Origin of the sequence: Vibrio sp. D431a, from assembly GCF_030248655.1 — a bacterium.
In the GTDB taxonomy this organism is placed as follows: Bacteria; Pseudomonadota; Gammaproteobacteria; order Enterobacterales; family Vibrionaceae; genus Vibrio; species Vibrio alginolyticus.
Genome location: NZ_JAHGAP010000013.1, coordinates 34,270 through 46,538, shown reverse-complemented (window position 1 = coordinate 46,538; position 12,269 = coordinate 34,270). Strand labels below are relative to the sequence as shown.

Here is a 12,269-nt window from a genome sequence, read left to right as displayed (position 1 = left end):
TCAGAAAATGGGAGGCTTCGGTCTCCCATTTTTGTATCGATACTGAGGTGATGCTGAGATGCTTAGCTCGACTCGTAAAATCCGCTAGAAACTCAGGCGGAGTTCTCATATATTAAGAATCTTACGCATCTCGTAAACGCCAACGACACCAAGGAGCCAGCGTCATGCCGAAACGAACCCCACCAGAGATACTCTCATGCCAGACGGTTGCAAAATCCAAACTGTTTGCTGTGGAAGCGCTCGACCTTCGTTTTTCCAATGGTGAGCATCGTACTTATGAGCGTATGAAGCCAAGTGGACGAGATGCTGTAATGGTGGTTCCTGTAACAGAACAAGGCGATTTATTACTGGTGCGTGAATACGCCGCTGGAACTGAACGTTACGAGCTGGGTTTCCCAAAAGGGCTGATTGACCCAGGAGAAACACCACACCAAGCTGCGGATCGTGAGTTAAAAGAAGAAATAGGCTTTGGCTGCAATCAGTTAACCCCGTTGAAACAAGTTATCCTCGCGCCATCTTACTTTTCGAGCAAAATGACTCTATTTTTAGGACAGGCGCTTTATCCAGAGAAGCAAGAAGGCGATGAGCCTGAACCACTGGAAATAGTGCGTTGGCCACTTGCGCAAGCCGAAGAGTTATTAACTCACATGGATTTCTGTGAAGCACGAAGCATCACAGCGCTAATGTTGGCACTGAAACACTTACCAAACACCACTCACAAGCATAACCAATAACGGTCATTAGAACCGAATAACACTGTGAGTAAGGACTATCACTTATGCCAATGACAAAAGATCTATCTCACCTACTTCCTCAAGTCATCGAGATTGCCCGCAGTGCTGGGCAAATGATCCTCGAAATATATGAAAAGAAGCAATACGAGGCCTACACCAAAAGTGACGAAACTCCCGTAACAAGTGCAGATATTGCAGCTCACAAGTTCATCACTGAACGCTTGAGTGATCTGACGCCTGACATTCCCGTGTTGTCAGAAGAAGACGCAGACATAAGCTTAGAGCAACGCGCTCAGTGGGAACGTTATTGGTTAGTCGACCCTCTTGATGGTACTCAAGAATTCATCGCTCGCAGTGGTGACTTTGCCACTATTATTGCGTTGGTCGACAACAATCGACCAACCATGGGCGTCGTTTACGGCCCTGTATCTGGCGTGACTTACTACGCTTATAATGGCAAAGGCGCCTGGAAAATTCCCGACATGTCGGACAGCGTCAAAATCCATACACACAAACACGAACAGCCAGAGCAAAGCATCGCAATTGCTATTAGTCGTCGCCAAGACATCAATCGTATTACTAACCGTATGAGTAGCGCCTGGAATTACGACTTAATACCGCTCGGTTCTGCAGCATTGAAAGCATGCCTCGTCGCGGAAGGGGCGGTAGATTGCTATCTCCGACTAGGTCCAACAGGTGAGTGGGACACCGCTGCGACACAATGCATTGTTGAAGAAGCTGGCGGACGTATTCTCAGCACGCAATTAGAACCGCTGTCATATAACGAGCGGGAAACACTAGAAAACCCGAACTTTATTGTTCTTGGTGATGCGGATTTACCTTGGAATGAGATTTTACAACGCAAAGATTAAGCGCCCTATCGGTAAAATTTAGAGCACAAAATTCTAGCAATAGAAAGGCCACGAATATCTTCGTGGCCTTTTCTTTTTGACCTTCTGTACAGCACTTGGAGTATTTAGCCTACTATGTTCCAATTACTTGCAAAGCTGAACAAAAGAAACAAATCAATTAAAAATCATGGCTTTAAACTTTCACTCATTCCCAATCAAGATCGAATGTACAGCGAATAGAGGTTTTAGCTTACGATGATCCAAAAGCAAAAAGAGCTGCACAATAGCAGCTCTTTTAAGATATTGGATTTTGTCACGATAGGTTAGAAGCGCCCTTGGTAATTAAACTCATATTGACCTTGAGCATTCGGCTTACCCAACCATTTCAGTTGCTCCCCCATGCTGGATGGGAACTCTGCACCAGGTTTGAACCACGCTTTGGTTGAGTACCGTTGATTAGGCATCAGCTCTGCTGAGAACGCCGCAGAGACTTGTTTGCTGCTCTGCTCACCAGTTGCCGTCAATACACTATCCTGACAGTTTATATCGGCAATCACAGGACCGAGATCTAAGCTGCCAACGGGGCTTTGAATACCACTGGCATTCCATACTAAAGTGCCTTCACCGTTCTTACACCAAGGCGCAGCATAAGTCGCCTGACGAATATTCAGCTCAAGCTGCCCATCAACACCAACAGGCACAGGGAGGCGCGCTTGCTCAACAACTTTTACCGCCGGAATCGAGGCAACTAAGTTTTTGGCATAAGGGCCATCACTTAAGCTATAGCCGACAAAACCGCGCCCACGAACGTCCATTTCACTACCACGACCAAAGCGCACAGCAAACTCAGCTTTACCTGTCAGTAGACTCGACCATTGGAAATCCCAATTAACTTCTCCAAGGTTCTGGCGCTGCCAACGAATACTAGAAGCTTGACCTTGCCATACCGAACCGTTGGCTCCTTGAATGTCCAGGCCTCTCACTGTTGGTGCTTGTTGTAACACCCAAGAGACTGGTAATCCCATTAAAAGACTGACTGAAAAAAAGACGATAAAGATAACAACGTAAAGTACTGCTCGCTTCACCTTAACCTCGCTTAAACTGAAGGCGGTTTACATCGATCATGCCCGCTTGCTCTGTTCGGTCGATATCTAAAAATTCGACTTCAATACCCTGTTGCTCTTTCAAGTAACGTAACCAATCCACTAGTTGATTAAACGCGAGTGGTTTGATCCACACTTGAACGCTCTCATTACGAGGTTGTACTCTAATCAACTCAACTTTATAACGACGAGCTGAAGAAGAAACCAACTGATTCAACGGTTGACTAGAGTAGCTCACACCGCTGCTTTTTCGCAGTGCAGTGATGCCATCCGCTTTATCTTGTACCCAAGCTAGCAACTGCTTTTCACTTTGAATACGTGACTGAGCTAGCTCCGCACGTTGGCTCATTGGCTGTAATAAACCCCAATAAATAATACCGATAACGGCAATAGCGCCACATCCCATGACCAAACGCTGCTCACGCTGCGAGATGCTACTCCACCAAACCTGAGCTTGAGAAATTATGTTTTTCATCATCACCTCACAAACGCTTCAAAACAAAGCTGCCAACCACAACGTTATCGCTACGGTTCAACTGACCTTGCTCAACATTAAACTTCTCTGCCAATTTCACACGAGCCTGCTCAAAAGGTTGGAAGTCTGAACTACGAGCCTGAATACGTACTTCGCCACGTTGTCCGTCGTATTTAAAGCTAGTGATCTCCAAGTCGCTGACCTGACCAAGCGTCGCGGGTAATGCCGCCAACCATGACAACATTGCCTGCTGACCACTTCCACCAGATAAGCGGCGCTCTTCATCATCCATTTGTCGTTTGAGGTAACTAACGGTAGGAATGCGTCGTTTATTTGGGAACACCTGGCGGAAAATACGCTCACTCTCCTCACGATACGCTTGAGCTTGTGCTTCGTACTTGTGGACCACGAGCAACTGCTGCGCAACCATGACGACGATAAGCACCCCCGCAGCAATGGTGGCTTTTTGCCAGAGCTTCCAGTATTTACCCCAAGAAGATTTCGGCTTGAAGCTCCCAGTCAGCAAATTGACTTTGCTTTCTGTCACCCCCTTCGCCAGTAAAGCCATCGTCATTTCTTCTGGTTGCGGATCCCATATTTCAGGTAACGCAGATTCCGGGACCGAGCTAAAGCAATCGAGCTTCCAACCTTCATGATTTTGTAGATAAGAAGAGAGGTAAAGGTCTAACCAAGAAGCGTCGACAACCGCGCCCTCTGTCGCAGAGTGACGAATTAGCCATTGCTCGCCAATCATTGCAGCACTGCTGTGATCTCCACGAACCGGTAACGCAAGCACATCGGGTAAAATGCGTTTAATGGCGATACCTTGGCTTGAGAAACGTTGCAGTACAGTCTGAATCCAAGCACGTTCAACTGCGCAAATCTGCGCTTTATCCGCTTGTTTACCCAACACGCTAAAGTGCAGGCCATCAACGTCCTGAGCAACTTCGTCTTCCACTAAGTACGGTAACATAGCCTCGAATTGGCGTGTTGCACCAGGTGGTATATCCACTTGCGTCAGGACTACATCATTACTCGCCAACAGCGCCACAACTTGGCGCTGACCAGCATATGAGACCAATTCATCTAAGTGTTCCCACCCGGCGATTTCACCGCTAGCAATCACTTCCTGTTGATCTGTCGACCACACCACCCAAGGAATGGTACTTTGTTGTTCGCTACTCAGCCGAACGGTCAGAAACTCGCTCACTGATCCCTCCAAAACGACGGCGAACTACGGTCACCGTTTCTCTATTTGTACTTTGCAAAAGGCTTCGGATACGTACACGTGATTCATCCACCAACACTTGTGCATCCAATTCAAAAAAGGCGCTATCTACACCCAAATAGCCTTTGGCGTTTTTCTTTACATCTTCACTTAAGCCAGCCATTTCTGACTCTGCTAAAAATTCATCAATGCTATCCCACCCATCAAATGGGCGTTTTTCAATTAGCTGAATCGCATCACTACTGCTTAAGTTTGGTGAGAACATTGCCACCAAAATCGGAGCTTGCTCAACATCAATCGTATTCACGTTTAAACGCCAGTCATCACTTGGCAATGCACAGACCAACGGCTCCAATTTTTGGAAAATTTCACCACTCACCTGATAGACAGCCCGTAACTCGGAAGCATCTGCCATCCAACCATTTGATGCCAAATAGGAAGGTTTCATCGCTTCATATGTGCTGTCTTCAACCCCAGTAGTCGAACGGACAGAGTCATCAGCATCAATGTATTCCCAAGTAGAGTCTGCAATGATTTCTGCTTGATATGGCTCGACATCCAACTCTTCTAATAGGCGCTGCAATACATTCACTAAATATGGTCTTGTAATTTGCTGACCCGTTGGTTGCACACGACTCAATACATTTAGATTAAAGCACGCTTGCTTGTCTCTAATTCGTCCCGCCGCTTGACCATAATCTAACGGATAGACTTGCTCTTTTATCGCCCACGGTTGACTCATATTAATCGTGTCGGTGTCTTTATAACTTTGTTCGATACCCACTTTTGCTAGCGCCTCGACGCCAAGGCTGTACCAGTACGCTTGCTGGTAATTGATTTGATTAGCGCCTCGCTGAAACTGCAAGAACAAACGTTCCGACATGCTGGCGGCAACCGTCGCCATAATCGCCAGCAACATCAACACTATAATCAAAGCAACACCGCGCTGACGGTTAACCATTATTGCTGTCTCCTGAACTTTCCTCTTTCTGACTCAATGTGCCATCAGGAGTGAGATAAGTGCGGGTAATTTCTCCATAGTCTTTGAGAGTTAGAACAACAGAAACCGCTTTCGGCAGCGCTTTTTCTTCAGCCCACTCTTTTTTCCATTGCTTACCATCATAGAAACGCATATCAAATGACTCGACCTGCGTTAGCAATGGAGTAACAGTACCTTGTTGCCCAACCGGCGTATCAGGATAGCGCCACCATACTCGCTGCAGTGTTTCTTCTTTTAAGCGATAGCCAACCTTGGTTACTTCTCCACGAGGGAACTGCTGCTGAGGGTTGTGCCAACCTAAACGGGCAAACATCAGTCCTTTGGTATCGGAGTCCAACAGGTAATCGGACCAAAAAATTAGCCGGCTAGCAGGCTCTTCACCATTAGTACGTGTTTGACGCATCGCCATTTGACGAAAATCGTTATCCATCATCACCATGGCACGCTGAATTTCGTTTAAGCGTTGGGTTCGTTCTTGTGATAGCGCATTGCTACGCTGTACTTGCGATACCACTTGGTACGCAGCGACACTTAAACTGGCAAAGATGGCAATCGATACCAACACTTCAATAAGTGTAAAACCTTTTACCCTTTGGCGCGTATTTGCGCGGGGATGATTATTGCGCCACATAGCTTCGTACCGTTACTACAGGGCTCGCGCTTTTCTCTACCGAGACGCTCACATCAAATGCTTTCAGCAATGGCTGCGTCGTGGCGACTGGCGTGACTTTCCAGAACCAAGTGCGTCCTGCCAGCTCTTCTGTGCCGTTTTTCGCTTTGAGTTCTCCGGTATTCAACATCACATTTGCCATCTGATTATCCACAACCATGGCTGCAAACATTTTTTCTTCTAAATAACTGATTGTATTAATATGCTGGCTCACGGAGCGAATGACACTGATGGCAGCGGTGGCGAAAATTGCCAGTGCGACCAATACTTCCAGTAAGGTCATGCCTCTCATCCGGCGATGACTCAAATTTGGGCGAGCTTGCTTAAAATTGCGCATTCTCATCCTCTTTCACTTCTTCGCCCGGAGCTAATAACAAAATTTGTCCACTTTCTTTGCCAATGACTCGCCAACCGTCATTAAAGGCATCACCATTTTGCGGAAAAAAAGACAGGGTAAATGGCGTGACTTCGGCGCTGGAAAAGATAAACACTTGCGGTGGCTCAATTTTCTTTTCGTCCTCTTCTTCTGCGAACATGTCTTCATCAAAAAGAGAACCTGGTTTGAATAAGCGCTCATCATTATCCCAAGCACCACCGCCGAGTTCGAGTTGTAGCGTAATATCTTCTTCTAGCTTGGTTTTGCTCGGAATCTGCTTTAATTTCAGAGGCTGCCAACCTTCTGAGGTTAAACTCAGTAGAGCGTAGGTCGATTTGGCATCATCCACTCGAACGCCAAAATCTTTACCGCTCAGCACAGCTTCTTCATTGAGCAGCTGTAAACGCTGAAAAAAGCTTTGAGCATACTGTTTGGAAAGATCTTTTTGGCTAGTCGGTAACGTCGAGATCACGGCCACAGCCGTAAGAGATAGCAAAACCAGCACCAATAGAATTTCTATCAATGTAAAACCGTTATGTTTTCGCATTTGTTTCATTAGTGCTGGCTTAGGCTCAATTATTGGAAGTCTTGCATGTTCCAGTTGCCAATATCTGCAGCTGGACCTTCTCCACCCTCTTGGCCATCTGCGCCTAGAGTGAAGATATCGATTGTACCGTTATCACCTGGGCTTAAGTATTGGTACTGGTTGCCCCAAGGGTCATTAGGAAGACGTTTGATGTAACCACCATCACGGTAGTTGCGTGGCTCTGGGTTAGATGGCTTGCTAACCAATGCTTCTAGACCTTGGTCCGTTGTTGGGTAAACGCTGTTATCCAACTTGTACATATCTAGGGCATTTTCCAGCGCTACGATGTCCGTAATCGCTTTTTGTTGGTCAGCCTTCTCTTTGTTACCCAATAGGTTTGGAACAACAAAACTTGCCAAAATACCTAGGATAACCACAACAACCATCACTTCTAAAAGTGTAAAACCCTGTTGTTTACTACGCTTAAACTTCATTTTTTTCTCCGAAAGTTAGATTAAAGCCATGCCGTTAGTAGACACGTCTTAATTCGAAATTATCCGCTCATCAAGTTATTCATTTCTAACATTGGCATCAAGGTCGCCATCACAATGAACAACACTAATCCAGCCATTAATGCAATCAGCGCAGGAGTAAACACACCCAGAGCAATGTTGACTGTTGATTCAAAGTTTTGATCTTGGTTATCGGCTGCCCGCGTCAACATGCTCTCTAATTCACCACTTTGCTCACCACTGGCGATCATGTGTAGCATCATTGGTGGAAACAAGCGGGTTTGGTCCAACGCCTTACGCAAACTAGCGCCCTCTCGAACGTTATCCGCTGCAAGCAACACTTGCTGCTTCACATAACGATTAGACATAACATCTACCGCAACGCGCATACCCTCTAGAATTGGAATCGCACTGGAAGTACAGATCGAAAGCGTTCGCGCGAATCGTGCGGTATTCAAACCTCGAGAGATCTTACCTATTAGCGGTAAGCTCAAGATTTTTCTGTCCCAAGCTAAGCGAAAGTCTGGCTTTTGCAACGCCAGTTTGAGGCCATAGAAAAGCACCACCAGCACAACGAAAATAATCAGCCCCCAATCTTGCACAAACTCACTGGCTGCCAGTAAAAATTGCGTCGATTGAGGTAACTCTTGGCCCATCTGAATGATGGGTTCAATGATTTTAGGAACCACTGTCGCCAATAAGAACGAAACGATGACAACCGCGAATACCACCAAAACTACAGGATAAATCATGGCTTGAAGCAATTTAGATCGCATCTTTTGGCGGTTTTCGACATAGTCTGCCAAACGCTCTAATACGGTATCGAGGTGACCTGATTTTTCACCCGCCGCAACCATGGAGCGGTACAGTTCATCAAACACGTGTGGGTAATCGGCAAAACTGTCGGCAAGCGGATAACCCTCAGTTACTTTCGAGCGAACCGCAGCCAACATAGAACGAATCCTCGGCTTTTCAGCCTGCTCAGAGACCGCACGCAAACACTCTTCCAAAGGCATTCCTGATTGGACTAGCGTAGACAATTGCCGTGTGATGAGTGCCAGCTCAGATGTCGAGATGCCGCGCTTAAAGCTGACTGAACCTGAAGACTTAGCCGATTTAGCTTTCGTCTCGACCACTTCAATCGGGATCATCCCTTGCTCTTTGAGTCGCTGGCGCACTTGTCGGGCGTTGTCCCCTTCTATCGTGCCTTTTTTATGCTTGCCTTTTGCATCTAGCGCTTTGTACTCAAATGCCGCCATTAGGTTTCCTTCGTCACTCGCATCACTTCTTCAAGTGACGTAATACCACGACGTACTTTGCTTAAACCATCACTGCGAATACTTGGCGTATGGGCGCGAACGGCTCTCTCAATTTCTTGTTCACCAGACTCTCGGTGAATCAACTCTTGCACTTGCTCATCAACCATAATGAGCTCGTGGATACCTGTTCGACCTCGGTAGCCTTTTTGGTTACACGCTTCACAGCCTTTTGCTCGGTGCAGTTCTAACGGTTCATGCGCTTCCATACCAAACAGTTTTTTCTGTTCCGCATCGGCTTCATACGGCTCTTTACAGCTTGGACAAAGCGTTCGAACTAAGCGCTGCGCTAGCACCCCTAATAACGAAGAAGAAATAAGGAATGGCTCAATACCCATATCACGTAGACGCGTAATCGCACCCACTGCGGTGTTGGTGTGGAGAGTAGACATTACCAAGTGACCCGTTAAGGACGCTTGCACTGCAATTTGTGCGGTTTCTAAGTCACGGATCTCACCGACCATCACCACATCCGGGTCCTGACGCAGAATGGCACGCAAGCCGCGCGCAAACGTCATATCGACCTTTGGGTTCACCTGCGTTTGACCGATGCCATCAATATCAAATTCGATCGGGTCTTCAACCGTTAGAATGTTGCGCTCGTTGCTATTGATCTCTTGCAAGCCAGCATACAAGGTGGTTGATTTACCAGAACCTGTCGGGCCCGTCACCAAGATGATACCGTGAGGGCGGCCAATCAAGTGACGGAAGTTGTCATGCACTGAAGGTGTCATGCCCAAACTATGTAAATCAAGACGAGTCGCGTTTTTATCCAACAAACGCATTACCACGCGCTCACCATGTGAGGACGGCATCGTAGATACACGCACGTCCACCGCACGACCACCAATACGCAACGAAATACGGCCATCTTGAGGCACACGCTTTTCTGCGATATCTAGTTTAGCCATAACCTTCACACGAGAAACTAGCAAAGGCGCTAGCTTACGGCTTGGAGTCAGGACTTCACGCAATACGCCATCGACACGGAAACGAATCGAAAGGGTTTTCTCGAACGTCTCAATATGAATATCCGACGCACCTTCTTTGATCGCTTCGCCCAACATGGCGTTGATCAATTTGATGATTGGCGCATCGTCTTCCGATTCTAATAAGTCTTCATCGTGCGGCAGTTCTTCAGCCAAAGAGAAGAAATCATCGCTATCAGCACCAATATCTTCCATCAACTGACGCGCTTCAGACGAGTCGCGTTGATATGCTTCGGTCAGCTTTTTATCAAAGGCTTCTTTATCGATAGGTTGCGGTACGAAGCTTTTCTTTAATACACGACGGACTTCAACCAGAGCCGCAGGGTTAAGCGGCTCGACATAGTAAAGAATAGGTGGACGCTCAGGATGCTCTGTCTCCAGCACCAGTTTAAAGCGGTTGGCAAAACTGAATGGCAGACGACGCATACTTGGCGCTGTGTCTAACATATCAACCATTAGTTGTTTTCCATTTGATCAATAAACGCTTGAATCTCTGTTGGGTGCTGACGCTCCTGGCCAAAGGCTGGCATAACCGGGATCTTCTCGTCTGCCATCAACTTCAACCCTTGATCCGCTTTATAAAGCTGTTCTGCGCGAATAAAGTTGTATTTACGCTGCGTAATACCGTCGGCCGTCACACCATCGCGAATAATCGTCGGCTTGATGAACACCATCAAGTTACGTTTTTCTGTTTGCGTGCTCGTTGACTTGAACAGATGGCCAAGTACCGGAATGTCACCCAATAGCGGCACTTTAGACTCACTTTCAAGTGCGCGTTCATCGACCAAACCACCAAGAACCAACATCTGACCATCTTGGATCATGACAGAGGTGTTTAACTGTCGTTTAGCAAAGCGAACGTCAACCGCACCGTTTGCGCCTAATACGTTGGAAACTTCTTGTTCAATGTTTAACTGTACAGAGTCACCTTCGTTAATTTGTGGCACTACTTTGAGTTTGATACCGACTTCTTTACGGTCAACCGTTTGGAATGGGTTGTCGTTGTTTGAGCCAGCCGTAGAGCCCGTAATAACCGGAACCTCTTCACCCACAATAAATGATGCTTCGCCATTATCCATTACGGTAATACTCGGAGAAGATAGAATGTTTGAGTTGGAGTCAGAAGCAACAGCACTAATTAGCGCTGTCCAGTCACCCATGACAATACTCATTGCCGCACCATTTACTCCGCTAAGTGCTGACGCTAGCGTAGAGTAGTCACCTGATTCAGTAACATCATATGGCGTTCGTTCGCCATTAGAGTTGGTATAGTATTCAGTTCGGGTTTGATCTTTTGCTTCTTCTAGACCAACCATCACCTGACCAATCGGGGCTCCTGAGTTACCGTACTGAATTACAGCACCCGTTTCTAATGAACCCCACTGAACACCTAGGTTAATACCATCACCTTCAGACATTTCGACAATTAACGCTTCAATAAGAACCTGAGCACGACGAATATCGAGTTGAGAAATGACGTCTTGTAATGCCATCATAATATCTGGTGGCGCTGTTAAAACTAACGAGTTAGTTGCAGCGTGAGCAGCAATGACGACCTCACCACGCGATGCACCTGATGTTTTCTGACCGGCTTGCTTTTCAGCTTGCAGGTTATCGGAAACACCTTTCAATACATCCACCAAGTCTTCAGCTTTCGCATTTTTCAGGTACACGACTCGGTTGTTACCTTTTGTCGCCATTTCAACATCAAGTTGACGAATCAAACGTTTCAAGCGGGCTCTTACTTTTGGATCACCAGAAATTAAAATCGCGTTAGTACGTTCATCGGCCACAATTTTAGGTTCAAGGAACTCTGGCGTGCTTTTCTGATTCGCACTTTTATTCAGTGCTTCGACAATGCGTACCATTTCAGCAGCAGATGCATTACGCAGCTCTACCAATTCAATTTCTTTATCACCGGCTTGGTCAACACGCTTGATGATCTCTGCTAAGCGATTCACTACTGCCGCACGACCTGTGATCAAGATAATATTCGCTGGATCATAATGAACCACGTTACCGGCACCGGCGTTATCAATCAGCTGACGAAGTAGAGGAGACAACTCTCGAACCGACACATTACGCACCGCGACAACTCGAGTGATAACACTATCGCCTTGCGCGCTGCCATCACCTAACACAGGGATTGCTGAGGTTTTTGAGTCTTTTGCTTTGATAACCTTAAGTACCCCATTGTCCATCTCTACGACTGCGTAACCGTATACTTCAAGGACATTAAGGAAAAAGCTGTAGTATTGCTCTTCGTTAAGAACGTCATAGCTGCGGACATCGATTTTACCGCGTACTGAAGGATCAACAATGATGGTCTTTTCGAGGTTACGACCCACTATGTTGATGAATTCTTGAATATCAGTGCCTTTAAAGCTCGCACTAAATTCGTTTGCCATTGCACCTGGTACGCAGAGTAAACTTCCTGCTAGTAGCCAAGCACTTTTGCTGAACCAATGTTTCACGTATGTCTCCCTGAA

The 12,269-nt window shown here is 46.6% G+C and carries 13 protein-coding genes; 2 read left to right on the top strand and 11 right to left on the bottom strand.

What is annotated here, in order from left to right; all coding sequences use genetic code 11:
* The first annotated feature begins 164 nt into the window (after positions 1 to 164).
* Both nudE and cysQ read left to right on the top strand, forming a co-directional pair.
* Positions 165 to 734: an ADP compounds hydrolase NudE gene (gene nudE / locus KJB35_RS10705; RefSeq protein ID WP_005379309.1), complete on the top strand. Its 570-nt coding sequence runs from the start codon at positions 165 to 167 to the stop codon at positions 732 to 734.
* 44 nt (positions 735 to 778) lie between these two features.
* Positions 779 to 1,606, top strand: a complete 828-nt coding sequence (gene cysQ / locus KJB35_RS10700) for a 3'(2'),5'-bisphosphate nucleotidase CysQ (RefSeq protein WP_005379308.1) — start codon at positions 779 to 781, stop codon at positions 1,604 to 1,606.
* 302 nt (positions 1,607 to 1,908) lie between these two features.
* Here the strand turns inward: cysQ and KJB35_RS10695 are convergent, their stop codons facing one another.
* The 11 genes from KJB35_RS10695 to gspD are packed head-to-tail and all read right to left on the bottom strand — an operon-like array spanning position 1,909 to position 12,254.
* Positions 1,909 to 2,670, bottom strand: coding sequence for a type II secretion system protein N (locus KJB35_RS10695; RefSeq protein WP_213907968.1), 762 nt, complete (start codon positions 2,668 to 2,670; stop codon positions 1,909 to 1,911).
* A gap of 1 nt (position 2,671) precedes the next feature.
* Positions 2,672 to 3,163: a type II secretion system protein M gene (locus tag KJB35_RS10690; RefSeq protein ID WP_213886589.1), complete on the bottom strand. Its 492-nt coding sequence runs from the start codon at positions 3,161 to 3,163 to the stop codon at positions 2,672 to 2,674.
* A 7-nt stretch (positions 3,164 to 3,170) separates the two neighbouring features.
* On the bottom strand, positions 3,171 to 4,373 hold the full coding sequence (gene gspL / locus KJB35_RS10685; protein WP_033905912.1) for a type II secretion system protein GspL: 1,203 nt from the start codon (positions 4,371 to 4,373) through the stop codon (positions 3,171 to 3,173).
* The gene (gspK, locus tag KJB35_RS10680; protein ID WP_005379302.1) at positions 4,342 to 5,352 is read right to left on the bottom strand and encodes a type II secretion system minor pseudopilin GspK; all 1,011 of its coding nucleotides are present in this window, start codon (positions 5,350 to 5,352) and stop codon (positions 4,342 to 4,344) included. Before gspK ends, gspL begins: the two co-directional genes overlap by 32 nt.
* The gene (gspJ, locus tag KJB35_RS10675) at positions 5,345 to 6,022 is read right to left on the bottom strand and encodes a type II secretion system minor pseudopilin GspJ (protein WP_054574181.1); all 678 of its coding nucleotides are present in this window, start codon (positions 6,020 to 6,022) and stop codon (positions 5,345 to 5,347) included. Before gspJ ends, gspK begins: the two co-directional genes overlap by 8 nt.
* Positions 6,009 to 6,398, bottom strand: a complete 390-nt coding sequence (gspI, locus tag KJB35_RS10670; RefSeq protein WP_169644340.1) for a type II secretion system minor pseudopilin GspI — start codon at positions 6,396 to 6,398, stop codon at positions 6,009 to 6,011. The genes gspJ and gspI overlap by 14 nt, the downstream gene beginning before the upstream one ends.
* Positions 6,385 to 6,984, bottom strand: coding sequence for a prepilin-type N-terminal cleavage/methylation domain-containing protein (locus tag KJB35_RS10665; RefSeq protein ID WP_017635010.1), 600 nt, complete (start codon positions 6,982 to 6,984; stop codon positions 6,385 to 6,387). Before KJB35_RS10665 ends, gspI begins: the two co-directional genes overlap by 14 nt.
* Positions 6,985 to 7,013: 29 nt before the next feature.
* Complete coding sequence (gene gspG, locus KJB35_RS10660) at positions 7,014 to 7,457, bottom strand: type II secretion system major pseudopilin GspG (RefSeq protein ID WP_005379298.1); 444 nt, start codon at positions 7,455 to 7,457, stop codon at positions 7,014 to 7,016.
* A gap of 59 nt (positions 7,458 to 7,516) precedes the next feature.
* On the bottom strand, positions 7,517 to 8,734 hold the full coding sequence (gspF, locus tag KJB35_RS10655) for a type II secretion system inner membrane protein GspF (RefSeq protein WP_033905910.1): 1,218 nt from the start codon (positions 8,732 to 8,734) through the stop codon (positions 7,517 to 7,519).
* Positions 8,734 to 10,236 carry a type II secretion system ATPase GspE gene (gene gspE, locus KJB35_RS10650; protein ID WP_005379296.1) on the bottom strand — a complete coding sequence of 501 codons (1,503 nt, stop codon included), beginning with the start codon at positions 10,234 to 10,236 and terminating at the stop codon, positions 8,734 to 8,736. Before gspE ends, gspF begins: the two co-directional genes overlap by 1 nt.
* On the bottom strand, positions 10,236 to 12,254 hold the full coding sequence (gene gspD, locus KJB35_RS10645) for a type II secretion system secretin GspD (RefSeq protein WP_005379295.1): 2,019 nt from the start codon (positions 12,252 to 12,254) through the stop codon (positions 10,236 to 10,238). The genes gspE and gspD overlap by 1 nt, the downstream gene beginning before the upstream one ends.
* Positions 12,255 to 12,269 lie beyond the last annotated feature (15 nt).

Coding starts and splice junctions, on each gene's coding strand:
- gspK (WP_005379302.1), bottom strand. CDS start 5,352: ATGGTTAACCGTCAGCGCGGTGTTGCTTTGATTATAGTGTTGATGTTG.
- nudE (WP_005379309.1), top strand. CDS start 165: ATGCCGAAACGAACCCCACCAGAGATACTCTCATGCCAGACGGTTGCA.
- cysQ (WP_005379308.1), top strand. CDS start 779: ATGCCAATGACAAAAGATCTATCTCACCTACTTCCTCAAGTCATCGAG.
- KJB35_RS10665 (WP_017635010.1), bottom strand. CDS start 6,984: ATGCGAAAACATAACGGTTTTACATTGATAGAAATTCTATTGGTGCTG.
- gspI (WP_169644340.1), bottom strand. CDS start 6,398: ATGCGCAATTTTAAGCAAGCTCGCCCAAATTTGAGTCATCGCCGGATG.
- gspE (WP_005379296.1), bottom strand. CDS start 10,236: ATGGTTGATATGTTAGACACAGCGCCAAGTATGCGTCGTCTGCCATTC.
- gspG (WP_005379298.1), bottom strand. CDS start 7,457: ATGAAGTTTAAGCGTAGTAAACAACAGGGTTTTACACTTTTAGAAGTG.
- gspJ (WP_054574181.1), bottom strand. CDS start 6,022: ATGTGGCGCAATAATCATCCCCGCGCAAATACGCGCCAAAGGGTAAAA.
- gspF (WP_033905910.1), bottom strand. CDS start 8,734: ATGGCGGCATTTGAGTACAAAGCGCTAGATGCAAAAGGCAAGCATAAA.
- KJB35_RS10690 (WP_213886589.1), bottom strand. CDS start 3,163: ATGAAAAACATAATTTCTCAAGCTCAGGTTTGGTGGAGTAGCATCTCG.